Consider the following 25,937-nt stretch of genomic DNA (forward strand, 5'->3'; position numbering starts at 1 on the left):
GCGCGGTGCTCCAACCAATCGTTCGCTCTTTTCCTGCACCTTGGGTTCACGACCGGGACCTTCCCCGGCCGCGTCAACAACAAGAGCAGGAAAGGCCACCCACCATGACCCGATCGCGCGGCTCCACCCTCCTGACGCAGGAGGATATCGAGCTCAACTTCCGCGACGCCCTCACGCTGCTCCGGTCCGTCCGGCGCACCCTGTCGGACCTCCTCGACCGCGTCAGCGACGACGAGCCGGGCCTCCTCAAGGACATCGGCCTCAAGCAGTCCGAGCTCGAGACCGCCCTCAAGCGGGCCTTCGAGGCCGAGGAGAAGTACAACGCCTGGCACGAACGGCACTCGGGCGTGACGAACGCCTGCGAGATCGACTTCGACACCCTGCGGGAGGAGCTGGCCTGCCGGCTCGCCCGGCTGAGGGAGTGCTGCGAGGATGCATGACGCCCCCGACCGCACCTGTTCCCCCGGGCCGTCGACCTCCGGCGCCCCGGACCCCCGCGACGCGGCGCCCACGCCCTATGGCGCGGGCTGGCTGGCCCGGCAGGACCCGGACCTCGTCCGCTACACGCTCCAGGGCTTTTCCGACCGCGAGGTCGCGGGCCTGCCCTTCCTGTTCGACTTCTGGGCGCACCCCCACCAGCTTCCGCCCCAGGGCGACTGGCGGACCTGGGTGATCCTGGGCGGCCGTGGCGCGGGCAAGACGCGCGCGGGCTCGGAATGGGTCCGCTCCATGGTCGAGGGGCCGCGCCCCCGCGACGCCGGCCGCGCCCGCCGCGTGGCCCTGCTGGCCGAAACGCTCGACCAGGCGCGCGAGGTCATGGTCTTCGGGGATTCGGGCATCATGGCCTGTTCCCCGCCCGACCGTCGCCCGCACTGGCACGCCACGCGGCGGATGCTCGAATGGCCGAACGGCGCCACCGCCCAGCTCTTCTCGGCCCACGAGCCCGAGGCGCTGCGCGGCCCGCAGTTCGACGCCGCCTGGGCGGACGAGCTGGCCAAGTGGAAGAAGGGCGAGGAGACCTGGGACCAGCTCCAGTTCGCGCTCCGGCTCGGGACGGACCCGCGCTGCGTCGTCACCACCACGCCCCGGAGCGCGCCCGCGCTGCTCGCGCTGCTCGACCGGCCGGGCACGGTCACGACCCATGCGCCGACCCGTGCCAATCGGGCCAACCTCGCCCCCGGCTTCCTCGACGAGGTGCAGCGCCTTTACGGCGGCACGCGCCTGGGACGGCAGGAGCTCGATGGCGTCCTGATGGACGACGTGGACGGGGCGCTCTGGACCCCGGCCCTGATCGACGCGGCGCGCGCGGCCTTCGCCCCCCGGTTCGACCGCGTGGTCGTGGCCGTGGACCCGGCCGTGTCGACCGGCAAGTCCTCCGATTCGACGGGGATCGTCGTCGTCGGCGCCGTCACCCGGGGCGAGGTGAAGGACTGGCGCGCCTTCGTCTTGGAGGATGCCACCGTCCAGGGCGCCTCGCCGGACGAATGGGGCCGTGCGGTCGTGCAGGCCAGCCGCCGTCACGGCGCGTCCCGTGTGATCGCCGAGGTCAACCAGGGCGGCGCCATGGTCGAGACGATCCTGCGCCAGATCGACCCCAACCTCCCGGTCACGCGCGTTCATGCGCGGGAAGGCAAGGGGATCCGCGCCGAACCCGTCGCCGCCCTTTATGAACAGGGCCGCGTCCATCACCTGGCCGGCGCCGACCTGCGCCTGCTCGAGGACCAAATGACCCGCATGACCGTGACCGGCTATCGCGGGAAAGGCTCGCCCGACCGCCTCGATGCGCTGGTCTGGGCGGTCCACGACTCCATCCTTGCCCCCTCGGCCCAGCGCCGGGATCCCCGGATTCGGGGCCTCTGACAGGGGCGTTGCGTCCGGCCGCACCCACCGTTCGGTGCTGTCGGACCTCATTAACCAACTCTTGGCAAATTCAATCGCACGGACCGCGAACCCGGCCCGAGGAGAAGGAAACAGATGTTCGACTTCCTGAAACGAAAGGACATGGGGACCCCAGCCGGGGCCGTTCCGGTCCCCGCCGCCGTGCCCGAGGTCAAGGCCTCGGCCGCGGGTCGGCTGATCCCCCTGCCGGGGGTGGCGGGCCGCGCGGTCGTCGCCCCCCGCGACACGGCCCAGCTCACGCAGGCCGGCTTTGCCCGCAACCCGGTGGGCTTCCGCGCGGTCCGCCTCATCGCCGAGGCCGCCGCCGCGCTGCCCCTGGTCCTGCAGGACGCGCGCCAGCGCTACAGCGAGCATCCGGTGCTCGACCTCATGGCGCGCCCGAACCCCGCCCAGGGCCGGGCGGAGCTGCTCGAGGCGCTCTACGGCCAGCTTCTCCTGACCGGCAACGGCTTCGTCGAAGCCGTGGGCGAGGAGGGTCTCCCGCAGGAGCTTCACGTCCTGCGCTCGGACCGCATGGCCGTGGTCCCGGGCGACGACGGCTGGCCGGTGGCCTACGACTACATCGTGGGCGCGCGCCGCCATCGGTTCGCGGTGGGCGACACCTCCGCCATCTGCCACGTCAAGAGCTTCCATCCGCAGGACGACCATTACGGCCTGAGCGCGCTCCAGGCGGCCGCCAGCGCCATCGAGGTGCACAACGGCGCCTCCCGCTGGAGCCTCGCGCTCCTCGAGAACGCCGCCCGCCCCTCGGGCGCCATCGTCTACAATGGCCCGAACGGCGCGACGATGTCGCAGGACCAGTTCGACCGGCTCCTGGCCGAGATGGAAACCCAGCATCAGGGCGCGCGCAACGCCGGCCGCCCGATGCTGCTCGAGGGCGGCCTCGACTGGAAGCCCATGGGCTTTTCGCCATCGGACATGGAGTTCCAGAAGACCAAGGAGGCCGCCGCCCGCGAGATCGCCGTCGCCTTCGGCGTGCCGCCGATGATCCTCGGCATCCCCGGCGACGCGACCTACGCCAACTACCAGGAGGCCAACCGCGCCTTCTACCGGCTCACGGTGCTGCCGCTTGCCACGCGGGTCGCCTCGGCGATCAGCGACTGGCTGTCCGACTTCACCGGCGAGCGGATCACCCTGTCGCCCGACCTCGACCAGATCCCGGCGCTCGCCGCCGAGCGCGAGGCCCAGTGGCGCCGCATCGCCGCCGCGGCCTTCCTCACCCAGTCCGAGAAGCGGCAGCTTCTTGGGCTCCCGCGCCTGGAGGCCCCCGATGGGCCATGAACCCCGCTCCTTCCTTTGCGCCCCCGGTCTCCGGATCGAGTCGCAGGAACGGCTGGCCGAGCTCCAGTTCGCCCAGCTCAACACCGCGCTCGAAAAGATCGAAAGCATGATGGAGCGTCTCGAGAAACGCCTCTGGCTCACCGTCTACGGGGTGGTGGCCGTGATCCTGGCCCAAACGGTCCAGTCGATCCTGGGGCACCTGCCATGAAGGACCTGACCATGGAACGCAAGTTCACCCAGCCCCTGACGGGGATCGCCGTCGGCTCGGATGGCACGCGCATCGAAGGCTATGCCTCGCTGTTCGGCGCCGAGGACCAGGGCGGCGACATCGTGGAGCCCGGCGCCTACGCCGCGTCCCTCAGGCGGCTCGTCCAGGGCGGCAACTCCGTCAAGATGCTCTGGCAGCACGACCCGTCCGAACCCATCGGGATCTGGGACACGGTTCACGAGGACTCCCGCGGCCTTTGGGTGCGCGGTCGCATCCTCCCCGAGGTCGCCCGGGGCCGCGAGGCCGCTGCCCTGATCCGCGCCGGAGCCATCGATGGCCTTTCCATCGGCTACCGGACGCTCCGCTCGACCAAGGACAGCCGCGGCCGGCGGCACCTGGCCGAGGTCGATCTCTGGGAGGTGTCGCTCGTGACCTTCCCGATGCTCCGCGAGGCGCGCCTCGCGGCCAAGGGCGCGCCGGCCGTGCTCTTGCACGACATGACGGCGGCGATGGCCCAGGCCCGCGCCCGCCTCATGGGCTGACGCCCAACCTCCAACCCCGACCGAAAGGACCAACCATGACCGACCCCGAGATCTATTCCCGGGACGGGGAAGATCTGTCCCCGACCCACGAAGTGAAGGCCGCCATGGGCGCTTTCCTGAACGAGTTCAATTCCTTCACCGCCGAAGTTTCCACCCGGCTGCAACACCACGAGGATCGCATGACCAAGCTCGACCGCAAGATGACCCACGCCGCCCACCGCCCCATGCTCGCCGCCCAGGCCGGCCTCGAGGCGCCCCACCAGAAGGCCTTCGACGCCTATGTCCGCTCGGGGGACGACGCGGGCTTCCGGTCCCTGGCCTATGAGGGCAAGGCGATGTCCAGCGCCGTCGCCGCCGACGGCGGCGTGCTCGTGTCGCCCCAGGCGGCCGAATCCATCCGCCAGATCCTCGTGTCCACCGCCTCGATCCGGTCCATCGCCAGCGTCGTCGCCGTCGAGAACGGCAGCCTCGACATCCTGATCGACCGGGGCGAGGTCAGCGCCGGATGGGCCACCGAGACGGGCGCCGCCGCCGAATCCTCGACCGGCATCCTCGAGAAGATCAACATCCCGCTCTACGAGCTCGCCGCCCAGCCCAAGGCGTCGCAGCGGCTCCTCGATGACGCGGCCTTCGATGTGGAGACCTGGCTCGCCGGCCGCATCGCCGAGAAGTTCGCCCGCTCCGAATCGGCGGCCTTCGTGTCGGGCAACGGCGTGGACAAGCCCAAGGGCGTCCTGAGCTACCCGGCCGTCGCCAACAGCGGCTGGACCTGGGGCAACCTCGGCTACGTGGCAAGCGGCGGGGCCGGCGCGCTGACCTCGATCGACCCGCTCGTGGACCTGGTCTACGCGCTCCCCGCCCAGTACCGGGCCCGCGCCACCTTCGTGATGAACTCGCGCACTACCGGCGTGCTCCGCAAGCTCAAGGACTCGGACGGCCGCTTCCTGTGGTCGGACGGCATGGTGGCGGGCGAGCCGGCGCGGCTGATGGGCTACAAGGTCCTGATCTGCGAGGACATGCCCGACATCGCCGCCAGCTCCTTCTCGATCGCCTTCGGCGACTTCGAGTCCGGCTACACCATCGCCGAGCGCCCCGACCTCCGCGTCCTGCGCGACCCCTACAGCGCCAAGCCCCACGTCCTCTTCTACGCGACCAAGCGCGTGGGCGGCGGCGTCACGGACTTCGCGGCCATCAAGCTCCTCAAGTTCGCGGCGAGCTGAGCCTCCGCCGGGGCCGTCCATCCGGGCGGCCCCGACCCAGCCCTGTGAGCGAAAGGTTTCGCGATGAATCTGGTCGAATTGACGGAGGTGCCCGACGCCGCGCTTCCTGTCGCCCGCCTGAAGGAGCACCTGCGCCTCGGGACGGGGTTCTCGGACGACGACGTGCAGGACACCCTTCTGGCCGGCTTCCTGCGGGCCGCCATCGCGGCGGTCGAGGGGCGCACCGGCAAGGCCCTGCTGCGGCGCGGCTTTGCCCTGTCGGTCGCGAGCTGGCGCTTCCCCGACCGGCAGCCCCTGATGGTCGCGCCGGTGGCGGCGGTCACCTCGTTCACCCTGGTCGCGCCCGACGGGACCGGGACGCCGGTCTCCCTGGCCGGCTTCCGGCTCGACCAGGATGCCCAGCGCCCCTGCCTTGGCGCCCTGGGCGGCCTGCTGCCGTCCATCCCGACCGGGGGGCAGGCCCGCATCGCCTTCGAAGCCGGCTTCGGGCCGTCGTGGGACGCGGTCCCCGCCGACCTGGCCCAGGCGGTCATGCTGCTTGCCGCCCATTACCACGACTACCGCCACGAGACGGCATTCGGCGCCGGCTGCATGCCCTTCGGCGTCACCGCCCTCATCGAGCGCTACCGGCCGATCCGCCTGTCGGGAGAGCGTCCATGACCGCGCCGCGCCTCAGCCGCAGGCTCATCCTCAAGGCGCCGACCCGGCAGCCGGACGGCGCGGGCGGCTTCACCCGCGGCTGGACCGCCCTTGGCGCCCTTTGGGCCGAGGTCGCGCCCGGGACCCCCCGCGTCACGGCCCAGCCCGGGCTGGCCGAGGCGCGTCTTCCGTTGCGGATCACGCTGCGCGGCGCGCCGGTGGGCGCCCCGTCCCGCCCCGTGGCGGGCCAGCGCTTCCGCGACGGAGCCCGGATCTACGCGATCGACTCGGTCAACGAATCCGACCTCGGCGGCCGCTTCCTGCTCTGCCTGTCCCACGAGGAGGCCGCGCTGTGACCTACGCCCTCGCTCAGGGAATCCAGGCCGCGATCTTCCGGCGCCTGACCTCGGACGCGGCGCTCCGGGCGCTGGTCGGCGACGACGTCTACGACCAGGTGCCGCCGGGCTTCCTGCCGACGCTCTATGTCGCGCTGGGGCCCGAGGTCGCCCGGGACCGCTCGGACCAGACCGGGCGTGGGACCGAGCACGACGTGGCCGTGTCCGTCGTCTGCGACGGGGCGGGCTTCTCGGCCGCCAAGGCCGCCGCAGCCGCGGTGTCCGACGCGATGCTCGGCCCTGATCTCGCGCTCGACCGTGGCCGGGTCGTCTGGCTCCGCTTCCTGCGGGCGCAGGCCCTCCGGAAGGGTGCGGGCGAGACGCGCCAGATCGACCTCATCTTCCGTCTCCGCGTCGAGGACGACGCGACCTCCAACCCATAAGGACCCCTCATCATGGCTGCCCAAGCCGGCAAGGACCTCCTCATCAAGATCGACATGAACGGCCAAGGCCAGTTCGAGACCGTCGCGGGCCTGCGCGCCACGCGCATCTCGCTCAACGCCGAGACCGTGGACGTGACCTCCCTCGACTCCCCCGGCGGCTGGCGCGAATTGCTGGCGGGCGCGGGCCTGCGGTCGGCGGCGCTCTCGGGGAACGGCGTCTTCAAGGACGCCGCCTCGGACGCCCGGATGCGCGCGCTCTTCTTCGCGGGGGAGCATCCCTCGTGCCAGGTCGTCATCCCGAGCTTCGGGATCCTCCAGGGCGCGTTCCAGATCGGCTCGATCGAATACGCGGGCACCCATGACGGCGAGGCGACCTTCGAGGTCTCGCTCGCTTCGGCGGGGGCCATCAGCTTCGCGGGGCTGGCATGATGGCGAACCCCCATGCCGGAGAGGTGGAGGTCATGGTCGACGGCATCCCGCGGACCGCCCGCCTGACGCTCGGCGCGCTGGCCGAGCTGGAGGCGGGGCTGGGCGACGACACCCTTGTCGCGCTCGTGGGCCGCTTCGAATCCGGCGACATCTCCTCCCGCGAGGTGATGGCCCTCCTTGTTGCAGGCCTGCGCGGGGGCGGCTGGCGGATCACCGCCGCCGACCTCCTGGCCTCCGAGATAGCCGGCGGTCCCCTGGGGGCCGTCCGCACCGCGGCCGAGCTCCTGGCCCGCGCCTTCGCGGTGCCCGCATGAGCCCCGCCCTCGACTGGCCCGCGCTGCTGCGCGCGGGGCTCCAGGTCCTCCGCCTGTTCCCGCGCGACTTCTGGGATCTCACCCCCGCCGAGCTGTCGCTGATGCTGGGCCTTGGCGACCAGTCCGCGCCCATGGGCCGCGCCCGCTTCCTCGCGCTCGCCGCAGCGCATCCCGACACCCCTGCCACCGGAGCATGACCATGAGCCTGTTCGACTTCGACGAGGAGGTGGGCGGCCTCGAGACCCGCCTCGGGGACGCGGGCCGGGTCGCCGCCGCCTTCTCGGCCGAGCTGTCCCGCGTCCGGGATTCGCTCGAGGACACGACGCGCGACTTCGGTGCGATCGAACGGGGCTTTGCCGGCGGGCTGCGCCGCGCCATCGACGGCCTCGTGATCGATGGCGACCGCCTGTCCCAGGCGCTGGGGCACGTCGGCAAGGCGATGGTCGACACCGTCTACCGCTCCGCCATGAAGCCCGTGTCCGACCGGCTGGGCGGGATGCTCGCCCAGGGGCTCAACGGCGTCGTGTCGAACCTCATGCCCTTCGCCAGCGGCGCGCCCTTCAGCCAGGGCCGCGTGATGCCCTTCGCCCGGGGCGGCGTCATCTCGCAGGCGACGCCCTTCCCGATGCGGGGGGCGACCGGCCTGATGGGCGAAGCCGGGCCCGAGGCGATCATGCCCCTCACCCGGGGGGCGGACGGGCGCCTGGGCGTCCGGGCCGAGGGCGGCTCGCGCGGGCCGCAGGTCACCATCAACATCTCCACCCCCGATGTCGCGGGCTTCCGCCGCTCCCAGGGTCAGATCGCGGCCGAGATGGCCCGGCTGCTCGGGCGCGGGGCCCGCAACCGCTGAGGACATCCCATGGCCTTCCACGACATCCGCTTCCCCGCGGCCCTCAGCTTCGGCGCCCAGGGCGGCCCCGAGCGGCGGACCGAGATCGTTCCCCTCGCCAACGGCTGGGAGGAGCGCAATTCCCCCTGGGCGCAGAGCCGCCGCCGCTACGACGCGGGCCTGGGCCTGCGCTCGCTCGATGATCTGCACGAGCTCGTGGCCTTCTTCGAGGCGCGGGCCGGACAGCTCCACGCCTTCCGCTGGAAGGACTGGGCCGACCACAAGTCCTGCAATCCGTCGGCTCTCCCCAGCGCGCTGGACCAGCCGCTGGGCCTGGGCGACGGCGTCACGCGCGTGTTCCAGCTCCGCAAAGGCTATGGCTCGGGCGGGGTGACGGCCTGGCGTCCCATCGCCAAGCCGGTCGCGGGAACGGTCGCCGTGGCGGTCGGCGGCGCGACCCAAAGCGAGGGCGCGGACTGGACGCTGGACCCCGGCACGGGCCGGGTCACCTTCGCCCATGCCCCCGCCACGGGCGCTCCGGTCACCGCCGGGTTCGAGTTCGACGTCCCGGTGCGCTTCGACACCGACGCGATCCGCGTCCAGGTCTCGACCTTCCAGGCGGGCGAGGTTCCGTCCGTGCCGGTGATCGAGGTGCGCGCATGAGCCTCCGCGACCACCTTGCCACCGGCGCCACCACCGTCGCGCGCTGCTGGGCCGTCACGCGGCGGGACGGCCTCACGCTGGGCTTCACCGACCATGACCGGCCGCTGACCTTCGACGGGATCGACTTCCGCCCGGAAACCGGCCTTTCGGCCAGGGCGGTCGTGCAGGGGACGGGCCTTGCCGTCGACAACACCGAGGCCCTGGGGCTGCTGTCCTCGGACGCCATCACCGACGCCGACATCGAGGCCGGGCGCTACGACGAGGCCGAGCTGCGCCTTTGGGCGGTCAACTGGGCCGATCCGACGCAACGCGAGCTGCGGTTCCGCGGAACCCTGGGCGAGATCCGGCGCGGCGACGGCGCGTTCCACGCCGAACTCCGGGGCCTGACCGAAGCCCTGAACCGCCCGGTGGGCCGCCTGTTCCAGACCACCTGCGGCGCGGTCCTGGGCGACCGGGCCTGCGGCTTCGACACGGCCCGGCCCGGCTTTTCGGCCGAGCTGGCCTGCGGGATCACGGACGGATCGGTCTTTCGCCTTCCGGGGCTGGACGCCTTTGCGCCCCGTTGGTTCGAGAGGGGCCGCCTCACCGTGCTGACCGGAGCGGCGCGCGACCTTCGCGGCGTCGTCAAGCACGACCGGATCGAGGGCGGGATGCGCGTCCTCGAGCTCTGGTCCCCCCTGCGCGCGCCGCTCGCCCCGACGGACCGGATCCGTCTGGAGGCCGGCTGCGACCGCCGGGCGATCACCTGCCGGACGCGGTTCGACAACATCGCGAACTTCCGCGGCTTTCCCTTCATCCCGGGCGAGGACTGGCTGATGAGCGTGCCCTCCCGGTCCGGGGCCAACGACGGCGGGTCCTTGCGATGAGCCGCATCGTCCAAGCCGCCCGTGCCTGGATCGGCACGCCCTACCTCCACCAGGCAAGCCGGAGGGGCGCGGGCTGCGACTGCCTGGGCCTGATCCGCGGCGTCTGGCGCGAGGTCCATGGCCAGGAGCCCGCCGTCGTTCCGCCCTATACCCCCGACTGGTCCGAGCCGCAGGGGGAGGAGCGCCTCTGGGAGGCCGCGCGACGGCTCCTTGGGCCGGGGCAGGGGCGTGCGGGCGACCTGCTGCTCTTCCGGATGCGCCCCGGCGCGGTGGCCAAGCATCTGGGCATCCTTTCCGCGACGGGCGACCAGCCCGCCTTCATCCATTCCATGAGCGGCCACGGCGTCATCGAAAGCCCGCTCTCCGAACCCTGGGCGGCGCGGGTCGTGGCCCGCTTCGACCTTGAAGGAGCCGCCTGACATGGCCACCCTCGTCCTTTCCGCCGCCGGCATGGCGCTGGGCGGTTCCATCGGAGGCTCCGTCCTGGGGCTCTCCTCGGCCGTGATCGGCCGCGCGGCGGGCGCGATGCTTGGCCGCGCGATCGACGAGCGGCTGCTCGGGCCGGGCAGCGCCCCCGTCGAGACCGGGCGCGTCGACCGCTTCCGCCTGACCGGGGCCTCCGAGGGGGCCGCGGTGCCGCGCGTCTATGGGGCGGTGCGCGTCGCCGGGCAGGTCATCTGGGCCACCCGGTTCCAGGAAACGGCGACCACCTCGGGGGGCGGCAAGGGCGCGCCCCGGCCCGAGGTCACCCAGTACAGCTACAGCGTCTCGCTGGCCGTCGCGCTCTGCGAGGGCGTGATCACCGGCCTCGGGCGCATCTGGGCGGACGGGGTGGAGATCCCGACGGGCGATCTCCAGCTTTCGGTCTATCCCGGATCCGAGGACCAGCTTCCCGATCCCCGCATGGAGGCCGTCGAGGGCGCGGGCCGGGTCCCCGCCTACCGCGGCATCGCCTATGTCGTGATCGAGGACCTGGACCTCGGCCGCTTCGGCAACCGCGTGCCCCAGTTCTCCTTCGAGGTGTTCCGCCCGGCGGCCCAGCGGTCCGACGACAAGGCCGAGGATGTCGCCCGTCTCCTGCGGGGCGTGGCGCTGATTCCCGGCACGGGCGAATATGCGCTGGCGACCACGCCGGTCTACCTGTCGCGCGGCTTCGCGGAGCGCGTGCCGGCCAATGTCAGCACGCCCCAGGGCAAGGCCGACCTTCTCGTGTCGCTCGATTCGCTGACGACCGAGCTGCCCCGCCTCCGGTCGGTCAGCCTCGTGGCCTGCTGGTTCGGGGGCGACCTGCGCGCCGGGCACTGCCAGCTGCGTCCCAAGGTCGAACAGGCCGATTCCGACGGGGAGGGAATGCCCTGGAGCGTCTCGGGCCTGTCCCGGGCAGAGGCGGCCCTGGTCCCAAGGACCGACGGCCGCCCCGTCTATGGCGGAAGCCCTGCCGACGCCTCGGTGCTCCAGGCCATCCGCGAGATCCGGTCCCGGGGCCGGCAGGTGATGTTCTATCCCTTCCTCCTCATGGACCAGCTTCCTGGCAACGGCCTTCCCGATCCCTACGGCCAGGCCGAGCAGCCCGCGCTCCCCTGGCGGGGCCGGATCAGCCTTTCCGTGGCTCCGGGCCTGACGGGGTCGCCCGACGGCACGGCCGCCGCCGAGGCCGAGGTGGCGGCCTTCTTCGGCCAGGCCCGGCCCTCAGACTTCACGCGGCAGCCGACGGGCGTGGCCTACCATGGCCCGGCCGAATGGTCGTTCCGGCGCATGATCCTGCATTACGCGCATCTGTGCGCCGAGGCCGGGGGCGTCGACGCCTTCTGCGTGGGGACCGAGATGCGGGGGCTGACCACCATCCGGGGCGCCTCGGGCTTTCCGGCGGTGCAGGCGCTCCGGCAGCTCGCGGCCGAGGTGAAGGCCATCCTGCCGGGGGCCAGGATCACCTACGCCGCCGACTGGTCCGAGTATTCGGGGTATCAGCCGCCGGGCACGTCCGACCGCATCTTCCACCTCGACCCGCTCTGGGCCGATCCCGCCATCGATGCCATCGGGATCGACAACTACATGCCGCTGTCGGACTGGCGGGACGGGGAGGGACATCTCGATGCCTCCTGGGGGGACATCCACGACGTCGATTACTTGGCCAGCAACGTCGCCGGAGGCGAGCTGCACGACTGGTACTACGCCTCCGAGACCGACCGCGCGGCGCAGGTCCGGACTCCCATCGCCGATCCTCAGGGCGAGCCCTGGATCTGGCGTCCCAAGGACATCCGATCCTGGTGGTCCAACCCGCACCATGACAGGATCGGCGGCCGTCGCAGCGTGACCCCCACCCCCTGGGAGCCCCGGTCCAAGCCGGTCTGGTTCACCGAGATCGGCTGCGCCGCCATCGACAAGGGCACCAACGAACCCAACAAGTTCCTCGACCCCAAGTCCTCCGAATCGAGCCTGCCCCATTTCTCGACCGGCCAGCGCGACGACCTGCTGCAGCAGAGCTATTACCGCGCGATGTTCCGCCACTGGGCGGACCCGGCGAACAACCCGGTCTCGCCGGTCTATGGCGGGCCCATGGTGGACATGGACCACGCCCATGCCTGGGCCTGGGACGCGCGGCCGTTTCCGGCCTTCCCGGCGCGGGGCGACCTTTGGGGCGACGGGCGGAACTACGATCGCGGCCACTGGCTGAACGGACGGGCCTCGGCCCGCAGCCTGGCATCGGTGGTCGAGGAGATCTGCCGCGACAGCGGAGCCGTTCGCCCCGACACGACACGGCTCCACGGCCTGGTCCGGGGCATGGTCATCGAGGAGGTCGGCACCGGGCGCGAGGCGCTGCAACCCCTCATGCTGGCCTGCGGCTTCGACGCGGCCGAGCGGGAGGGGCGGCTTGTCTTCCGAAGCCGGAGCGGATCGGTCAGCGCCGTTCTGGGCCGGGATGACCTGGCATTCGATCCGGGCGCGGAGGCCACATCCCTGCGGACCCGCGCCCCGGAGGCCGAGCTTGCCGGACGGGTTCAGGCGAGCTTCCTTGAACATGGGGGCGACTACGCCGTCGTCTCGGCGGATGCGCTGCGCCCGGACGAGAGCGTGCCACTGCTGTCGCGCAATGCGTTGCCGCTCGTGCTCCTGCGCGAGGAGGGCAAGGCCATCGCCGAACGCTGGCTGCACGAATCCCGCGCCGCCCGCGACAGCCTCCGCGTCGCGCTGCCGCCCTCCCTGGCCCATCTCGGCCCCGGCGACGTCGTGGCGCTGGATGGCGCGTCCTGGCGTATCGACCGGGTGGAGGATGCAGGACTTCGCACGATCGATGCCACGCGCATCGAGTCGGGCCTTTGGCACGCCACCGAGGCCGCCATCGAACCGCCCGTCCCGCGGCCCTTCGTGGCACCCAGCCCGGTCGAGGCGGTGTTCCTCGATCTTCCGATCCTGACCGGGACCGAGACCCCCCATGCCCCGCATGTCGCCTTCGCCGCGACGCCCTGGCCGGGCTCGGTGACGCTGAAGGCGAGCCAGGTGGACGCGGATTACCGGACCTTGCTCGTGCAGCGGGGGGCCGCGACGGTGGGCACGACCCTGACGCCCCTCATGGCCGCCGAAGCCGGGATCTGGGACCGGGGGCCGGCGCTGCGGGTCCGCCTGGCCGGGGGGACGCTGGCCTCCGTCGGGCCGGAGCGGGTCCTGGGTGGGGCCGGGGCCGCCGCCATCGGAGACGGCTCGACGGCCAACTGGGAGGTCTTCCAGTTCGCCGAAGCCCATCTGGTCGCGCCCATGACCTGGGACCTCCGGCTGCGGCTGCGCGGCCAGGCGGGTACGGACGGCACCATGCCGGCCACTTGGCCGCCGGGATCGCTGTTCGTGCTTCTCGACGGAACGCCATCGCAATGGGAGGTGCCGGTCTCCCGGCGGGAGCAGTCTATGCACTACCGCTGGGGACCCTCGGGCCGGTCCTCCGCCGAGGCTTGCTGGAGCCATCGCGAGGTGGCGTTCAGCGGGGTGGGCCTGCGCCCCTACGCCATATGCCACCTGCGGGTTTGGCGGGACCCGGACGGGCTTCGGGTCGGCTGGACCCGCCGGACCCGGATCGACGGCGATTCCTGGACAGGGAGCGAGGTTCCCCTGGGCGAGGACCGCGAGGCCTACCTCCTACGGGTCCGGCGCGGCGGCGCGGTGCTCCGGGAGGTTGAGGTCGGTTCGCCCGCCTGGACCTACACCCCGGCCGAGCAGGCGGCCGACGGTCCCGGCGCCGTCACGATCGAGGTCGCGCAACTCTCGGATCGCTTTGGCGCGGGTCCGTTCCGCGGCCTTGCGGCGGCGGTCTGAGGGCGGGGCGGCATGATCCATTCGTCGGAGCCACCGGAAAGAGAACGGCTCTTTCACGGTGGCTCCGACAGCCTATCTGCGCTAGGGACAGAGCGGAGCGATGGAGGGCACGCGATGGCGACACCCAGGATTCAACTGGCCGAACTCGACCCCGTCTGGTCGCGCATCCGTCTCGAGGCGGAGGCCGCCATCTCGGGCGAGCCGCTGCTGGGCGGCCTCGTCCATTCCAGCGTCCTCCACCATGCCAGCTTCGAACGGGCCCTGGCCTACCGGATCTCGATGAAGCTGACCTCGCCCGAGATGTCGGGCCAGATCCTGCGCGAGATCGTGGACGCGGCCCTGGCCGACGAACCCGAGATCGCGCAGGCCGCGCGGGCCGACATCGTCGCCATCTGCGACCGCGACCCGGCCTGCCACACGTTCCTTCAGCCCATGCTCTACTTCAAGGGCTTCCAGGCCGTGCAAGCCTACCGCGTGGCGCACCATCTCTGGACCACCGGGCGCAGGGACATGGCCTACTTCTTCCAGATGCGGGTCTCCGAGGTGTTCGGCGTGGACATCCATCCCGCCGCACGGATCGGCAAGGGCGTCATGATCGACCACGCCCATTCCATCGTCATCGGCGAGACCGCTGTGGTCGGCGACAACGTCTCGATGCTGCACTCGGTGACGCTGGGCGGCACCGGCAAGACCGACGGCGACCGGCATCCCAAGATCGGCGACGGCGTCCTGATCGGGGCGGGGGCCCACGTCCTGGGGAACATCACGATCGGACACTGCTCGCGCATCGCGGCGGGCAGCGTCGTCCTTCATGACGTTCCGCCGTGCAAGACCGTCGCCGGGGTGCCCGCCCGCATCGTCGGCGAGGCCGGCTGCGCGCAGCCGGCCATCAACATGGATCACCGCGTCCCGGGCGAGTGAGCCTCAGCCCCCGGACCGGCACTCTGTCCCGGCAGCGGAGGCCAGGCTTTCACCGGGCGCGAGCGGCGCGAGCGAAGCGGTGTCGAGGCCCCATCTCCACCACTGGTAGCCTCCGCCGATGTAGCGGACGCCGTTGGCCGACGAAGCCTGCACCATGCGGTAGCTTCGCCCGTCGATGTAGATGCGGGCCGACCGGTCGCTCAGGGGCCGGCCGATGCTGAACACGTCGTCGTCGTCACTCCGGCCCGGATAGGCTGCCTGGACCACCTGACCGTTCGCGCAAAGATAGTTGATGGTGTCCCCGCGCGGTGGAATCGCCGCTCCTGCGACTTCGCTGGGCGTGGGCGCGCCCGAGCCGTCGGGGGGCGCCGGGAACGATCCGACTTGCAGGTCCGCGCACGCCGCCAGGGCGCCAAGAGCGGCCAGGGAAATGATGAGCCTGCGCATCGGATGTCCTACTCATGATTTGGGCGCCAGCGTCCCCCGGGGAAGCTAGCGCCCGCCGTGCTCAAGTCATGCGATCGGCTGGCCGCGTCAGGCCAGCATGCCGACCGGATTCTCGAGGTTGTCCTTGATCGCCTGGAGCAGTTCCGCCCCGAGCGCCCCGTCGATGACGCGATGGTCCACGGACAGCGTCACGGACATGACGGTGGCCACCTCGATCTGGTCGTTCGCGCCCACGACGGGTTTCTTCACGCCCGCGCCCACGGCCAGGATCGCGCCATGCGGCGGGTTGATCACCGCGTCGAAGTTGTCGACGCCGAACATGCCGAGGTTCGAGATCGCGAAGCTGCCGCCCTGATACTCCTGAGGCGCGAGCTTGCGGTCACGGGCCCGCGCCGCGAGGTCCTTCATCTCGGCCGACAGGGCAGAAAGCGACTTGAGATGCGAGTCCCTGAGCACCGGCGTGAACAGCCCGCCTTCGACCGCCACGGCCACGGCCACGTCGGAGGGCTTCAGCTTGATGATCCGGTCGCCCGCCCAGATGGCGTTGGCGTTCGGCACCTGCTGGAGCGCCAGGGCGCAGGCCTTGATGACGAAGTCGTTCACCGACAGCTTGACCTTGCGGCCTTCGAGAGCGGCGTTGAGTTGCGACCGGAACGCGAGCAGCGCATCGAGCCGGATGTCGCGGCGCAGGTAGAAGTGCGGGATCGTCTGCTTGGCTTCCGTCAGGCGGGCCGCGATCACCTTGCGCATCCCGTCGAGCTTGACCTCCTCGTAGGGACGTCCCTCGTACATGCGCAGGATCGCATCGGCGGTCGGGCCGACGGGGGCCGCGGCGGCGACCGGAGCGGGCTTTGCGGGCGCTGCGGCCGGAGCGGGGCTTGGCGCGGCCTGCGGGGCCGGAGCCGCCGGGGCCGGGCGAGCGTTTTCCACGTCGGCCTTGACGATGCGGCCGTTCGGACCGCTGCCCTGGACCTGCGACAGGTCAAGCCCCTTGTCCTGCGCGATGCGGCGCGCCAGCGGGGAGGCGAAGACCCGGCCCCCGGACGAGGCAGGTCCGCCCGTGGCCGGGGCCTGCGAGGCGCCGCCGGGACGTTCGGCCTTGGCTGCGGCGGCATCGAGCACGCCCGCGGGCGCGCTGCCGGTCCTCTCCGGCACCGGACCCAGGGAGTAGTCGGAGATCGCGCCAGAGGGAGCAGGGGCGTCGCCCGGCGGGTTCGCGCCCGCGTCCGCCGACGCCTTGGACCCGGACGAGCCGCCATCCTGCGCGGCGGAGGCGTCCTCGCCTTCGCCCAGCAGCACGGCGATCGGTTCGTTGACCTTCACGCCCTCGGTCCCTTCGGGGACGAGGATCTTGCCGATCACGCCTTCATCGACGGCTTCGAACTCCATGGTGGCCTTGTCCGTCTCGATCTCGGCCATGACGTCGCCGGACTTGACGGTGTCGCCCTCCTTCACGAGCCACTTCGCGAGGGTGCCCTCTTCCATGGTCGGGGACAGGGCGGGCATCAGGATCTGCGTGGGCATGTCGCGTCCCTCAGCGATAGGTGACTTGTTTCACGGCCTCGATCACCTCGGGCACGGTGACGAGCGCGAGTTTCTCGAGATTGGCCGCATAGGGCATGGGCACGTCCTTGCCGCTGAGCGAGATCACCGGGGCGTCGAGATGGTCGAACGCCTGCTGCATGATCTGCGAGCCGATGTAGGAGCCCACCGAGCCCTGGGGCCAGCCTTCCTCGATCGTCACGCAGCGGTTGGTCTTGCGAACCGACTCGATGACGGTGGGAAGGTCCATCGGGCGGAGCGAGCGAAGGTTGATGACCTCGGCCTCGATCCCCTCACTGGCCAGTTCCTCGGCGGCCTGGAGCGCATAGGTCATGCCGATCCCGAAGCTCACAATGGTGACGTCGGTGCCGACCCGTTCGACCTTGGCCTTGCCAAAGGGGATGGTGAAGTCATCCGTCTGCGGCACCTCGAAGGAGCGGCCGTAAAGGATCTCGTTCTCGAGGAAGATGACGGGGTTCGGGTCGCGGATCGCCGTCTTCATCAGCCCCTTCGCGTCCGAGGCGGAGTAGGGCATCACGACCTTGAGGCCGGGCACCTGCATGTACCAGGCTGCAAAGTCCTGGCTGTGCTGGGCCGCGACGCGGGCTGCCGCGCCGTTCGGACCGCGGAAGACGATGGGGCATCCCATCTGGCCGCCGGACATGTACAGCGTCTTGGCCGCCGAGTTGATGAGGTGGTCCATGGCCTGCATGGCGAAGTTGAAGGTCATGAACTCGACGATGGGCCGGAGCCCGCCAAAGGCGGCGCCGACGGCGAGGCCGGCAAAGCCATGCTCGGTGATGGGCGTGTCGATGACGCGCTTGGCCCCGAACTCGTCCAGCATCCCCTGCGAGATCTTGTAGGCGCCCTGATATTCGCCCACCTCCTCGCCCATGAGGAAGACGCTCTCGTCGCGGCGCATCTCCTCGGACATGGCCTCGCGGAGAGCCTCGCGCACCGTCATGGTCTTGGTCGGCGTGCCTTCGGGAACATCGCCGAGCCTGTCGGCCGGCCAGGCTCCATTGCCGCCGGGGGTCACGGGCGAGGCCGGGGTGGCCGGGACGGGCGCCTCGGCCTGCGGGTCGGGCATCTTCTTCTCGACCGTGGTGGGCGAGTCGCCGGTGCCTGGGACATCCCCGACCGGAGCCTGCGCCAGGTTGGCGCGCTCCTCGGGGTCCGCCGAGCCCGGGCCGGCCGTCGGCGCCACGGTGGCGGAGGCGTCCTCGCCCTCGGCCAGAAGCACGGCGATGGGGGCGTTCACCTTCACGCCCTCGGTCCCCTCGGGCACGAGGATCTTGCCGAGGGTGCCCTCGTCCACCGCCTCGAATTCCATGGTGGCCTTATCGGTCTCGATTTCGGCGAGGATGTCGCCGGACTTGACCGTGTCACCCTCCTTCTTGAGCCAGCGGGCAAGCGTACCCTCTTCCATGGTCGGAGAGAGGGCGGGCATCAGGATATTGGTGGCCATACTTGTACCTTGGCTGATCGTTCAGGCGACGATGTCGGTCCAGAGCTCGCTCACGTCCGGCTCGGGGCTTTCCTTGGAGAACTCGGCGGCTTCGTTCACGATCTCCTTGATCTCGCGGTCGATGGCCTTGAGGTCGTCCTCGCTGGCGTGGTTGCCGGTGAGAAGGATGGAACGGACATGCTCGATCGGGTCGCGCTCGTCCTTCATCTTCTGCACCTCCTCGCGGGTCCGGTACTTGGCCGGGTCCGACATGGAGTGGCCGCGATATCGATAGGTCTTGACCTCGAGGATGTAGGGACCCTGGCCCGAGCGGCAGTGTTCGACCGCGCGTTCCCCGGCGGCCTTGACGGCAAGGACGTCCATGCCGTCCACCTCCTCGCCCGCGATGCCGTAGGCGGCGCCGCGTTCCCAGTAGGTGCGGGACATGGTGCTCCGCTTGACGGAGGTGCCCATGGCGTACTGGTTGTTCTCGATGACGAAGACGACCGGGAGCTGCCAGAGCTGGGCCATGTTGTAGGTCTCGTAGACCTGGCCCTGGTTGGCGGCGCCGTCGCCGAAGTAGGTGAAGGTCACGCGGCCGTTGCCCTGGTACTTGTCCGCGAAAGCAAGGCCCGCGCCGATCGGAACCTGCGCCGCGACGATCCCGTGGCCGCCGTAGAAGTGCCGCTCCTTGCTGAACATGTGCATGGAGCCGCCCTTGCCCTTCGAGTAGCCCCCTTCGCGGCCCGTGAGCTCGGCCATCACGCCCTTGGCGTCCATCCCGCAGGCCAGCATGTGGCCATGGTCGCGGTAGGAGGTGACGCGCTTGTCGCCTTCCTCGGCGGCGGCCTCCAGGCCGACCACGACCGCCTCCTGGCCGATGTAGAGGTGGCAGAAACCCCCGATCAGCCCCATCCCGTAAAGCTGGCCCGCCTTCTCCTCGAAGCGGCGGATCAGAAGCATCTCCCGGTAGAACTTGAGAAGCTCGTCCCGTGAGACGTTGGGAAGCGCGCCGGACTCGGGGCCGGGCTCGGCGGTCTGCGCAGCTGTCGCGGTGGCCATATGGTGTCTCCTACCTCGACCTTTGTCGAATGTCAGAAGACGACTTAGCGGACCCCAGGGGCCTTGGCGAGGGATGACATCCGCCGCAGTGCAGCGACGTTAGCGCTAACGGCGCCTGTGACCTCAGCGAATGACGATCTCGTCCGGCCGGACCATCCCCAGCACGTCGCGCACCTGCTGGTCGAGCAGGTCGAGGTCGAGGTAATCGTCCGAAAGGCGCCGCGTCAGATTCTCCATCCGGTCCACGTCGGCCGACATGGAGGCGAGCTGAACCTTGAGCTGAAGGGCCTGGGCGTCCACCTCGGCCCGTCGGAAGACGCCGTAGTCCCCCTGAACGGCTGCGAAGACGAAGTAGAGCGCAAGGGCGCTCATCCCGCCGATGTACGACAGATAGCCGAGCGGCGCGCGCGTGCTCCGGATCATGGCGGATGGTTTCCACTGCCCTGGGCGCCTCTGGCGGGCGCATGGCCCCACGATGGCACAAGGCCGGCCCTCTTGGCGAGAGCCGGCCCGAGGCTATGCGGGAACTGGCGCAAAACTGCCACGAATGGCGGCCGTGCGACCCCGCCCATGACGGGCGGGGTGGCCGTCAGGCCGTGTAGATGCCGACCAGCTGATCCAGCAGGGCGATGGCCTCGCTGCGTGGGCGCTGGAACACGTTCCGGCCGATGATCGAGCCGTTGCCGCCGCCCGCCTGGATGTTGCGGGCGTCCTGAATCACCGAGTCCTCGCCCTTGGCGGCACCGCCCGAGAACACGACGATCCGCCGCCCGCCCAGGCAGGCCTGCACGACGTGACGGACGCGCGCGGCCTGGGTGGACACGTCGATCTTCTCGGACTCGTAGACCTTCTTCGCCTCGGGCTGGCTCACGTGGTCGGTGGGCAGCTTGACCTTGATGATGTGGGCGCCGAGCAGCGCCGCGATATGGGCGGCGTAGGCGGTCACATCCACGGCCGTTTCGCCGTTCTTGTCGAGATCCTCGCCCCGCGGATAGGACCAGATCACCGTGGCGACCCCCTTGGAGGCGGCTTCGCGGCGCATCTCGGCGATGTCCTCGAACATCTCGAGCGACAGGCTGCTGCCCGGGTAGATGGTGAAGCCGATGGCCGAGCAGCCGAGCCGGAGCGCGTCGTCGACGGTCGCCGTGATCGCCTGCGTCTTGGGCGAGGCGGCCGGCAGCAGGGAGTTCGAGGAGTTCACCTTGAGGATGAGCGGGAGCTGCCCGGCGAAGGTGTCGGCCCCGGCCTCCAGCGGCCCGAGCGGGGCGGCATAGGCGCTCAGCCCCGCATCGAGGGCGAGCTGGTAATGGTAGTGGGGGTCGTAGGCGTCCGGGTTGATGGCGAAGCTGCGCGCCGGCCCATGCTCAAAGCCCTGGTCCACGGGAAGGATGACCATCCGTCCCGTGCCCGCCAGCCGGCCCTGCATCAGCATCCGGGCCAGGTTGGCCTTCACGCCGGGGTTCTCGCCCTCGTAGTTCTTCAGGATCGACTGGACGATGGGTGTGATGGTCATGGCAGCCTCGTCGTTGATGGGTCACGGAAGGGTTATGCTGCGGGAGCGAGGGGGGCAATGGTCCGGCAGCGCTAACAGGGCAACCGAGGGCCGGACCTCGCCGATCCGGCCCGGCCGTCCGGATCAGCCCAGGGCGGCCACGCCGGGCAGCTCCTTGCCTTCCATCCATTCGAGGAACGCGCCACCGGCCGTGGACACATAGGAGAACTGGTCGGTCACGCCGGTGTCGTTCAGCGCGGCGACCGTATCCCCGCCACCCGCTACCGAGACGAGGTTGCCGGCCTGCGTCAGCTCGGCCGCCTTGCGGGCGACGGCATGGGTTCCGGCGTCGAAGGGCTTGGTCTCGAAGGCACCGACCGGGCCGTTCCAGATCAGGGTCCGGGCGTGGCCCATCACGGTGTCGATGTAGCTGACCGAGGCCGGGCCGATGTCCAGGATCATCTGGTCCGGCGGGCAATCATGGGGTCCCATGACCGTTTCCGTCGCGCCGGCCTTGAGTTCCTTAGCCACGATGATGTCGCGGGGCAGGATGATCTCGCACCCAGCCTCGTCGGCCCTGGCCAGGATCGTGAGGGCGGTCTCGGCCAGGTCGGGCTCGTGCAGGGACAGGCCGACCGGATAGCCCTGGGCATGAAGGAAGGTGTTGGCCATGCCCCCTCCGATCACGAGGTGATTCACCTTGCCCACCAGATTGCCGAGCAGGTCGAGCTTGGTCGAGACCTTGGAGCCCCCCACGATCGCCACGACCGGGCGCTGCGGGCTGCCGAGCGCCTTTTCCAGCGCGGACAGCTCCTCGGCCATGAGCAGGCCGGCGCAGGAGGGCAGGAGCCGCGCGATCCCCTCGGTCGAGGCATGCGCCCGGTGAGCCGCGCTGAAGGCGTCGTTGCAGTACACGTCGCCGAGCCGCGCCATCGCGGCGGAAAAGCCGGGGTCGTTCTTTTCCTCCTCAGCGTGGAACCGCGTGTTCTCGAGCAGGAGGACGCCGCCCTGGGGCAGGGCGGCGACGGCGGCCTCTGCCCGCGGGCCCACGCAGTCGTCGGCGAAGGCCACGGGCTGTCCCAGCGCCTGCTCCAGCGCGGGCACGACCTGCCGAAGCGACATGGTGGGCTCGGGACGGCCCTTGGGCCGGCCGAAATGGGCCAGGAGGATCGGCTTGCCGCCCTGGGCCAAGATGGCCTGCACGGTCGGGACGATGCGGTCGATTCGGGTGGTGTCGGTGACGCGGCCATTCTCGACGGGGACGTTGAGATCGACGCGGGTCAGCACGCGCTTGCCGCGCAGGTCCATCTCGTTCAGCGATCTCCAGGCCATGCGCGCCTCCCTCTTGTTGGCTGGGCTACAGGTGGCCTCTCGCAGGCGTGAGGTCAACGGCGGGATTGGCTTTGCCCCGGGGCCCCTCTAGATCACGCGCCAGTCCAAGACAAAGGGAGGGCCCGATGGCCGACATCAAGGACCCGGAAAACACCATCATCATCGACCTCAAGGATGGTCCCGTGGTGATCGAGCTCCTGCCCGACGTGGCGCCCAAGCACAGCGCGCGCATGAAGGAACTGGCCCGCAGCGGCGCCTACGACAACGTGGCGTTCCACCGCGTCATCGAGGGTTTCATGGCCCAGACCGGCGACGTCGAGAACGGCAACATGGAGAAGAGCTTCAACATCCGGCGCGCCGGAACGGGCGGCTCGGACCTGCCGGACCTCCCGGCCGAGTTCTCCGGCGTCCCGCACGACCGGGGCACCCTGGGGGCGGCGCGCTCTTCGAACCCGAACAGCGCGAACTCGCAGTTCTTCATCAACTTCAAGGACAACCACTTCCTGAACCGGCAGTACACGGTCTACGGCCGCGTGATCTCGGGCATGGAGCACGTGGACAAGATCACCCGCGGCGAGCCGCCGGCAAGCCCCGACCGCATGATCCGCGTGCGGGTGGCGGCGGACGCCGCCGACGACCAGCAGAGCGGAGCAAGCGAATGAAGCGACTGGCCCTCATCCTCGCGCTGGCGGGCACCCCCGCCCTGGCCACGGACCTGGAGCTCGACGTGGCGGGCGAGGCGAACGGGACGATCCGGATCCATCTCCTGGACGACGTCGCCCCGCAGCACGTCGCCCGGATCGTGGAGCTGGCGAAGTCGGACGCCTACGACAACGTGGTCTTCCACCGCGTCATCGAGGGCTTCATGGCCCAGACCGGCGACGTGCAGTACGGCAAGATGGGCAGCGACCTGTCCATGGCGGGCATGGGCGGCTCGGACCTCCCCGACCTCCCGGCCGAGTTCTCGGACCGGCCCTTCACGCGCGGCGTGGTCGGCATGGCCCGCAGCTCGGACCCGAACAGCGCCAACTCGCAGTTCTTCATCATGTTCGCCGACGCGCCGCACCTCAACGGCCAGTACACCGTCGTGGGCGAAGTGACCGAGGGGCTCGACATCCTCGACGCGATCAAGAAGGGCACCGGGCCCAACGGCGAAGTCGAGGGCGAGCCCGATCACATCGCCGATGTCCGGGTGATCGAGTAACGGGCAGCGCAGCACGCGCGACCTGACGGGCGGGGCCAGGGTCCCGCCCGTCTCACGTCCCGCAGAAGGTCTGGACCACGCGCTCCTCCTCCTGCGGGGGCACGCGCAGATGGTCGAAGCGGGAATCGGAGTCGAAGGGACGCGCCAGGGCTTCGCGAAGCTCATCGAGCGGGGCGAGGTCGCCCGCGACCGCCGCCTGGATCATCGCCTCGACCCTGTGGTTTCGGGGAATGATCGCCGGGTTCGCGGCGCGCATCGCATCGCGGTCCGGGGACTTGGCCTCCCAGTCCCGACGCCAGTCCTGGAAGGCGGGCTGCGCCGCCAGGTCCGCAGGCACCTCGCCGTCTTCGGCCAGAGCCCGGAAGGTGAGGGTGAAGTCGGCCCAGGTGGCCGCCATCTGGTCGAGGAGCCGTGTCGCGAGCGGTTGCACATCCGGGTCGGCCGGATCGAGCCCGAGCTTGGCGGCGAAACGGCGGGTCCATTCCTCCGCATAGATGCCGGCCAGGCCCTGCACGACCTCGGTCGCCTCGGGGATCGCGGCTTCGTTGCCCATGAGCGGCAGAAGCGCCGTGGCAAGCTGCGCGAGGTTCCAGGCGGCGACCTGCGGCTGCTGGCGATAGGCGTACCGCCCGTAGGCGTCGATGGACGAGAACACCGTATCGGGATGGTAGGCGTCCATGAAGGCGCAGGGGCCGTAGTCGATCGTCTCGCCCGAGACCGCCATGTTGTCGGTGTTCATCACGCCGTGAATGAAGCCCAGCGACATCCATTGCGCCACGAGCCGGGCCTGCCGGTCCACGACGGCGCGAAGCAGTCCCATGGCCCCTTCGACGCCGGGGTAATGGCGCTGGAGCACATGCTCGGTCAGGGCGACCAGCGCCTCCATGTCGTTGCGCGCATAAAAGTACTGGAATGTGCCGACGCGGATGTGACTCGACGCCACGCGGGCGAGCACGGCGCCGGGGTAGGCGCGTTCCCGCCGGATCGTCTCGCCCGTGGCGACGGCGGACAGGGCGCGCGTGGTCGGGACGCCCATGGCGTGCATGGCCTCGGACACGACGAACTCGCGCAGGACGGGGCCGACCCAGGCCCGGCCATCGCCCATGCGGGAGAACGGCGTCCGGCCCGCGCCCTTGAGTTGGATGTCGCGGCGCTGGCCGCTCTGGTCCACGACCTCGCCGAGAAGGATCGCACGGCCGTCGCCCAGTTGGGGGTTCCAGCCGCCGAACTGGTGCCCGGCGTAGGCCTGCGCCAGGGGCTCCGCGCCCTCGGGCACGGCGTTCCCGGCCAGCATGGCGATCCCCTCCGGCGAACCAAGGGCCGCAGGGTCGAGGCCCAGGTCCCGGGCCAGAGGTTCATTGAGGGCCAGGAGCCGGGGCTCGGCCACGGGAACCGGCGCCTGTCGGACGTAGAACCGGTCCGGCAGGCGCGCGTAGCTGTTGTCGAAGGCGATGTGCAGGGTCATGCGCTGGATGTAGGCGCAGATCTGCCAGGGACCAAGCGAGCGCTAGAGCGTCCCGATCCGCTCGGCCAGGAGGGCGAAATACCCTTCGGCGTTCACGTCCCGCAGGAACGTCGCATTGGGCGCGCGCTTGGTCACCCGCCACCAGTCGGCCACCGTCATGCCGCGTGTGAGTTCGGAGGTGGTCTCCACCTCGACGTTGATGAGCCGTCCGCCGAACAGCTCGGGCCGGAGCAGGTAGGCGATGACGCAGGGATCGTGGAGCGGGCCGCCGTCGGACCCGTACTTCTGGACGTCGAAGCGCTCGAAGAAGTCGAGCCAGCCCGCGACGGCTTCGCCCACCCGGGTGCCCATGGCGCGGAAGCGTTCGACCCGCGCGCGGGTGGTGAGAGCCTTGTGGGTGCAATCGAGCGGGACGATGGTCAGCGGACGGCCGCAGCGGAACACGATGTCCGCCGCCTCCGGGTCGACGTAGATGTTGAACTCGGCGGCGGGGGTGATGTTGCCCCCTTCGAAGAAGCCGCCGCCCATCAGGACGATCTCCTGCACGCGGTCCACCACCTCGGGGGCGCGCAGGAAGGCCGTGGCGACGTTCGTGAGCGGCCCCAGCACGCACAGCGTCACCGTCCCGGCCGGCTCCTCATGCAGCGTGTCGATGATGAAATCCACAGCGTGCCGCGGGTCGAGTGGCAGGGTCGGCTCGGGCAGGTCGGCCCCATCGAGGCCGGTCTTGCCATGCACATGCTCGGCGGTCTCGAGCGGACGCCGAAGCGGCCGGTCGCAGCCCGCCATCACCGGAACCGGACGCCCCGACAGTTCGACGGCCACGCGGGCGTTCCGTTCCGTCCGGGCGAGCGGGACGTTGCCGGCCACGGCCGTGACGCTCAGGACCTGAAGCTCGGGCGAGGCGAGCGCCAGGAGGATGGCCACGGCATCGTCCTGGCCAGGGTCGGTGTCGATGATGATCTTGCGCGGTGCCATGCCCGTTCCTTTCAAAGTCCCGGTCGTTTGACCAAGAACCCCCGGAAGAGGGAAGACCCGCCGCGACGTTGCGC

Annotated in this window: 29 protein-coding genes; 20 read left to right on the top strand and 9 right to left on the bottom strand. The window is 70.6% G+C overall.

Annotation, left to right across the window (positions count from 1 at the left end; translation table 11 throughout):
- Window positions 1-104 precede the first annotated feature (104 nt).
- The 18 genes from J3P31_RS06065 to cysE all read left to right on the top strand — a co-directional run bounded on the left by J3P31_RS06065 (window position 105) and on the right by cysE (window position 14,894).
- Entirely contained in the window at window positions 105-440 is a 336-nt protein-coding gene (locus tag J3P31_RS06065; RefSeq protein ID WP_210527508.1) for a hypothetical protein, read from the top strand.
- Window positions 433-1,860 (top strand): DNA-packaging protein, encoded by a 1,428-nt coding sequence (locus J3P31_RS06070; protein ID WP_210527509.1) that lies wholly within the window; start codon window positions 433-435, stop codon window positions 1,858-1,860. Before J3P31_RS06065 ends, J3P31_RS06070 begins: the two co-directional genes overlap by 8 nt.
- 114 nt (window positions 1,861-1,974) lie before the next feature.
- Window positions 1,975-3,180: a phage portal protein gene (locus J3P31_RS06075; RefSeq protein WP_210527510.1), complete on the top strand. Its 1,206-nt coding sequence runs from the start codon at window positions 1,975-1,977 to the stop codon at window positions 3,178-3,180.
- Entirely contained in the window at window positions 3,170-3,388 is a 219-nt protein-coding gene (locus J3P31_RS06080) for a GTA head formation protein, RCAP_rcc01685 family (protein ID WP_210527511.1), read from the top strand. The genes J3P31_RS06075 and J3P31_RS06080 overlap by 11 nt, the downstream gene beginning before the upstream one ends.
- Window positions 3,385-3,930, top strand: coding sequence for an HK97 family phage prohead protease (locus J3P31_RS06085; protein WP_210527512.1), 546 nt, complete (start codon window positions 3,385-3,387; stop codon window positions 3,928-3,930). Before J3P31_RS06080 ends, J3P31_RS06085 begins: the two co-directional genes overlap by 4 nt.
- A gap of 35 nt (window positions 3,931-3,965) precedes the next feature.
- The gene (locus J3P31_RS06090) at window positions 3,966-5,150 is read left to right on the top strand and encodes a phage major capsid protein (protein ID WP_210527513.1); all 1,185 of its coding nucleotides are present in this window, start codon (window positions 3,966-3,968) and stop codon (window positions 5,148-5,150) included.
- A gap of 63 nt (window positions 5,151-5,213) precedes the next feature.
- Window positions 5,214-5,810, top strand: a complete 597-nt coding sequence (locus J3P31_RS06095) for a head-tail connector protein (protein WP_210527514.1) — start codon at window positions 5,214-5,216, stop codon at window positions 5,808-5,810.
- Window positions 5,807-6,145 (top strand): head-tail adaptor protein, encoded by a 339-nt coding sequence (locus tag J3P31_RS06100; protein WP_210527515.1) that lies wholly within the window; start codon window positions 5,807-5,809, stop codon window positions 6,143-6,145. Before J3P31_RS06095 ends, J3P31_RS06100 begins: the two co-directional genes overlap by 4 nt.
- On the top strand, window positions 6,142-6,567 hold the full coding sequence (locus J3P31_RS06105; RefSeq protein WP_210527516.1) for a DUF3168 domain-containing protein: 426 nt from the start codon (window positions 6,142-6,144) through the stop codon (window positions 6,565-6,567). Before J3P31_RS06100 ends, J3P31_RS06105 begins: the two co-directional genes overlap by 4 nt.
- A gap of 12 nt (window positions 6,568-6,579) precedes the next feature.
- Window positions 6,580-6,996 (top strand): phage major tail protein, TP901-1 family, encoded by a 417-nt coding sequence (locus J3P31_RS06110; protein ID WP_210527517.1) that lies wholly within the window; start codon window positions 6,580-6,582, stop codon window positions 6,994-6,996.
- The gene (locus J3P31_RS06115) at window positions 6,996-7,310 is read left to right on the top strand and encodes a gene transfer agent family protein (protein WP_210527683.1); all 315 of its coding nucleotides are present in this window, start codon (window positions 6,996-6,998) and stop codon (window positions 7,308-7,310) included. The genes J3P31_RS06110 and J3P31_RS06115 overlap by 1 nt, the downstream gene beginning before the upstream one ends.
- Window positions 7,307-7,507: a rcc01693 family protein gene (locus tag J3P31_RS06120; protein ID WP_210527518.1), complete on the top strand. Its 201-nt coding sequence runs from the start codon at window positions 7,307-7,309 to the stop codon at window positions 7,505-7,507. Before J3P31_RS06115 ends, J3P31_RS06120 begins: the two co-directional genes overlap by 4 nt.
- A gap of 2 nt (window positions 7,508-7,509) precedes the next feature.
- Window positions 7,510-8,160 (top strand): RcGTA-type gene transfer agent tail tape measure protein, encoded by a 651-nt coding sequence (locus J3P31_RS06125; protein WP_210527519.1) that lies wholly within the window; start codon window positions 7,510-7,512, stop codon window positions 8,158-8,160.
- Between the two features lie 9 nt (window positions 8,161-8,169).
- Window positions 8,170-8,802, top strand: coding sequence for a DUF2460 domain-containing protein (locus tag J3P31_RS06130; protein WP_210527520.1), 633 nt, complete (start codon window positions 8,170-8,172; stop codon window positions 8,800-8,802).
- Entirely contained in the window at window positions 8,799-9,668 is an 870-nt protein-coding gene (locus J3P31_RS06135) for a phage/gene transfer agent baseplate hub protein (protein ID WP_210527521.1), read from the top strand. The genes J3P31_RS06130 and J3P31_RS06135 overlap by 4 nt, the downstream gene beginning before the upstream one ends.
- Window positions 9,665-10,087, top strand: coding sequence for an NlpC/P60 family protein (locus J3P31_RS06140; protein WP_210527522.1), 423 nt, complete (start codon window positions 9,665-9,667; stop codon window positions 10,085-10,087). Before J3P31_RS06135 ends, J3P31_RS06140 begins: the two co-directional genes overlap by 4 nt.
- Before the next feature lies 1 nt (window position 10,088).
- On the top strand, window positions 10,089-13,973 hold the full coding sequence (locus J3P31_RS06145; protein ID WP_210527523.1) for a baseplate multidomain protein megatron: 3,885 nt from the start codon (window positions 10,089-10,091) through the stop codon (window positions 13,971-13,973).
- Window positions 13,974-14,087: 114 nt separating this feature from the next.
- Window positions 14,088-14,894 carry a serine O-acetyltransferase gene (gene cysE, locus J3P31_RS06150; RefSeq protein ID WP_210527524.1) on the top strand — a complete coding sequence of 269 codons (807 nt, stop codon included), beginning with the start codon at window positions 14,088-14,090 and terminating at the stop codon, window positions 14,892-14,894.
- Between the two features lie 3 nt (window positions 14,895-14,897).
- On the opposite strand, the gene J3P31_RS06155 is transcribed toward cysE, so the two are convergent.
- The 7 genes from J3P31_RS06155 to J3P31_RS06185 form a co-directional block, all read right to left on the bottom strand.
- Window positions 14,898-15,341 carry an MliC family protein gene (locus J3P31_RS06155; protein ID WP_210527525.1) on the bottom strand — a complete coding sequence of 148 codons (444 nt, stop codon included), beginning with the start codon at window positions 15,339-15,341 and terminating at the stop codon, window positions 14,898-14,900.
- An 87-nt stretch (window positions 15,342-15,428) separates the two neighbouring features.
- Window positions 15,429-16,865, bottom strand: a complete 1,437-nt coding sequence (locus J3P31_RS06160; protein ID WP_210527526.1) for a pyruvate dehydrogenase complex dihydrolipoamide acetyltransferase — start codon at window positions 16,863-16,865, stop codon at window positions 15,429-15,431.
- 10 nt (window positions 16,866-16,875) lie between these two features.
- A complete protein-coding gene (locus J3P31_RS06165; protein WP_210527527.1) occupies window positions 16,876-18,351 on the bottom strand; it encodes a pyruvate dehydrogenase complex E1 component subunit beta in 1,476 nt (491 codons plus the stop codon).
- Window positions 18,352-18,372: 21 nt separating this feature from the next.
- Window positions 18,373-19,392, bottom strand: a complete 1,020-nt coding sequence (gene pdhA / locus J3P31_RS06170) for a pyruvate dehydrogenase (acetyl-transferring) E1 component subunit alpha (RefSeq protein WP_210527528.1) — start codon at window positions 19,390-19,392, stop codon at window positions 18,373-18,375.
- Between the two features lie 123 nt (window positions 19,393-19,515).
- A complete protein-coding gene (locus J3P31_RS06175) occupies window positions 19,516-19,815 on the bottom strand; it encodes an FtsB family cell division protein (RefSeq protein WP_210527529.1) in 300 nt (99 codons plus the stop codon).
- A gap of 166 nt (window positions 19,816-19,981) precedes the next feature.
- Window positions 19,982-20,905 (bottom strand): class I fructose-bisphosphate aldolase, encoded by a 924-nt coding sequence (locus J3P31_RS06180; protein ID WP_210527530.1) that lies wholly within the window; start codon window positions 20,903-20,905, stop codon window positions 19,982-19,984.
- A gap of 123 nt (window positions 20,906-21,028) precedes the next feature.
- Window positions 21,029-22,216, bottom strand: a complete 1,188-nt coding sequence (locus J3P31_RS06185; protein WP_210527531.1) for a phosphoglycerate kinase — start codon at window positions 22,214-22,216, stop codon at window positions 21,029-21,031.
- Between the two features lie 125 nt (window positions 22,217-22,341).
- Here J3P31_RS06185 and J3P31_RS06190 point away from each other — a divergent pair, with 125 nt between their 5' ends.
- The gene (locus tag J3P31_RS06190; protein ID WP_210527532.1) at window positions 22,342-22,878 is read left to right on the top strand and encodes a peptidylprolyl isomerase; all 537 of its coding nucleotides are present in this window, start codon (window positions 22,342-22,344) and stop codon (window positions 22,876-22,878) included.
- Entirely contained in the window at window positions 22,875-23,420 is a 546-nt protein-coding gene (locus J3P31_RS06195; RefSeq protein ID WP_210527533.1) for a peptidylprolyl isomerase, read from the top strand. Before J3P31_RS06190 ends, J3P31_RS06195 begins: the two co-directional genes overlap by 4 nt.
- Window positions 23,421-23,472: 52 nt before the next feature.
- On the opposite strand, the gene J3P31_RS06200 is transcribed toward J3P31_RS06195, so the two are convergent.
- Window positions 23,473-24,885: a protein adenylyltransferase SelO gene (locus J3P31_RS06200; protein ID WP_210527534.1), complete on the bottom strand. Its 1,413-nt coding sequence runs from the start codon at window positions 24,883-24,885 to the stop codon at window positions 23,473-23,475.
- Window positions 24,886-24,927: 42 nt separating this feature from the next.
- Window positions 24,928-25,863 carry a nucleoside hydrolase gene (locus J3P31_RS06205; RefSeq protein ID WP_210527535.1) on the bottom strand — a complete coding sequence of 312 codons (936 nt, stop codon included), beginning with the start codon at window positions 25,861-25,863 and terminating at the stop codon, window positions 24,928-24,930.
- Window positions 25,864-25,937 lie beyond the last annotated feature (74 nt).

Origin of the sequence: Rubellimicrobium arenae (assembly GCF_017916275.1) — a bacterium.
In the GTDB taxonomy this organism is placed as follows: Bacteria; Pseudomonadota; Alphaproteobacteria; order Rhodobacterales; family Rhodobacteraceae; genus Rubellimicrobium; species Rubellimicrobium arenae.

Bases quoted from the DNA above. Each gene is read 5' to 3' on its own strand.
- J3P31_RS06065 (WP_210527508.1), top strand. From the start codon at position 105: ATGACCCGATCGCGCGGCTCCACCCTCCTGACGCAGGAGGATATCGAG.
- J3P31_RS06070 (WP_210527509.1), top strand. From the start codon at position 433: ATGCATGACGCCCCCGACCGCACCTGTTCCCCCGGGCCGTCGACCTCC.
- J3P31_RS06075 (WP_210527510.1), top strand. From the start codon at position 1,975: ATGTTCGACTTCCTGAAACGAAAGGACATGGGGACCCCAGCCGGGGCC.
- J3P31_RS06080 (WP_210527511.1), top strand. From the start codon at position 3,170: ATGGGCCATGAACCCCGCTCCTTCCTTTGCGCCCCCGGTCTCCGGATC.
- J3P31_RS06085 (WP_210527512.1), top strand. From the start codon at position 3,385: ATGAAGGACCTGACCATGGAACGCAAGTTCACCCAGCCCCTGACGGGG.
- J3P31_RS06090 (WP_210527513.1), top strand. From the start codon at position 3,966: ATGACCGACCCCGAGATCTATTCCCGGGACGGGGAAGATCTGTCCCCG.
- J3P31_RS06095 (WP_210527514.1), top strand. From the start codon at position 5,214: ATGAATCTGGTCGAATTGACGGAGGTGCCCGACGCCGCGCTTCCTGTC.
- J3P31_RS06100 (WP_210527515.1), top strand. From the start codon at position 5,807: ATGACCGCGCCGCGCCTCAGCCGCAGGCTCATCCTCAAGGCGCCGACC.
- J3P31_RS06110 (WP_210527517.1), top strand. From the start codon at position 6,580: ATGGCTGCCCAAGCCGGCAAGGACCTCCTCATCAAGATCGACATGAAC.
- J3P31_RS06115 (WP_210527683.1), top strand. From the start codon at position 6,996: ATGGCGAACCCCCATGCCGGAGAGGTGGAGGTCATGGTCGACGGCATC.
- J3P31_RS06120 (WP_210527518.1), top strand. From the start codon at position 7,307: ATGAGCCCCGCCCTCGACTGGCCCGCGCTGCTGCGCGCGGGGCTCCAG.
- J3P31_RS06125 (WP_210527519.1), top strand. From the start codon at position 7,510: ATGAGCCTGTTCGACTTCGACGAGGAGGTGGGCGGCCTCGAGACCCGC.
- J3P31_RS06130 (WP_210527520.1), top strand. From the start codon at position 8,170: ATGGCCTTCCACGACATCCGCTTCCCCGCGGCCCTCAGCTTCGGCGCC.
- J3P31_RS06135 (WP_210527521.1), top strand. From the start codon at position 8,799: ATGAGCCTCCGCGACCACCTTGCCACCGGCGCCACCACCGTCGCGCGC.
- J3P31_RS06140 (WP_210527522.1), top strand. From the start codon at position 9,665: ATGAGCCGCATCGTCCAAGCCGCCCGTGCCTGGATCGGCACGCCCTAC.
- J3P31_RS06145 (WP_210527523.1), top strand. From the start codon at position 10,089: ATGGCCACCCTCGTCCTTTCCGCCGCCGGCATGGCGCTGGGCGGTTCC.
- cysE (WP_210527524.1), top strand. From the start codon at position 14,088: ATGGCGACACCCAGGATTCAACTGGCCGAACTCGACCCCGTCTGGTCG.
- J3P31_RS06155 (WP_210527525.1), bottom strand. From the start codon at position 15,341: ATGCGCAGGCTCATCATTTCCCTGGCCGCTCTTGGCGCCCTGGCGGCG.
- J3P31_RS06160 (WP_210527526.1), bottom strand. From the start codon at position 16,865: ATGCCCACGCAGATCCTGATGCCCGCCCTGTCCCCGACCATGGAAGAG.
- J3P31_RS06165 (WP_210527527.1), bottom strand. From the start codon at position 18,351: ATGGCCACCAATATCCTGATGCCCGCCCTCTCTCCGACCATGGAAGAG.
- pdhA (WP_210527528.1), bottom strand. From the start codon at position 19,392: ATGGCCACCGCGACAGCTGCGCAGACCGCCGAGCCCGGCCCCGAGTCC.
- J3P31_RS06175 (WP_210527529.1), bottom strand. From the start codon at position 19,815: ATGATCCGGAGCACGCGCGCGCCGCTCGGCTATCTGTCGTACATCGGC.
- J3P31_RS06180 (WP_210527530.1), bottom strand. From the start codon at position 20,905: ATGACCATCACACCCATCGTCCAGTCGATCCTGAAGAACTACGAGGGC.
- J3P31_RS06185 (WP_210527531.1), bottom strand. From the start codon at position 22,216: ATGGCCTGGAGATCGCTGAACGAGATGGACCTGCGCGGCAAGCGCGTG.
- J3P31_RS06190 (WP_210527532.1), top strand. From the start codon at position 22,342: ATGGCCGACATCAAGGACCCGGAAAACACCATCATCATCGACCTCAAG.
- J3P31_RS06195 (WP_210527533.1), top strand. From the start codon at position 22,875: ATGAAGCGACTGGCCCTCATCCTCGCGCTGGCGGGCACCCCCGCCCTG.
- J3P31_RS06200 (WP_210527534.1), bottom strand. From the start codon at position 24,885: ATGACCCTGCACATCGCCTTCGACAACAGCTACGCGCGCCTGCCGGAC.
- J3P31_RS06205 (WP_210527535.1), bottom strand. From the start codon at position 25,863: ATGGCACCGCGCAAGATCATCATCGACACCGACCCTGGCCAGGACGAT.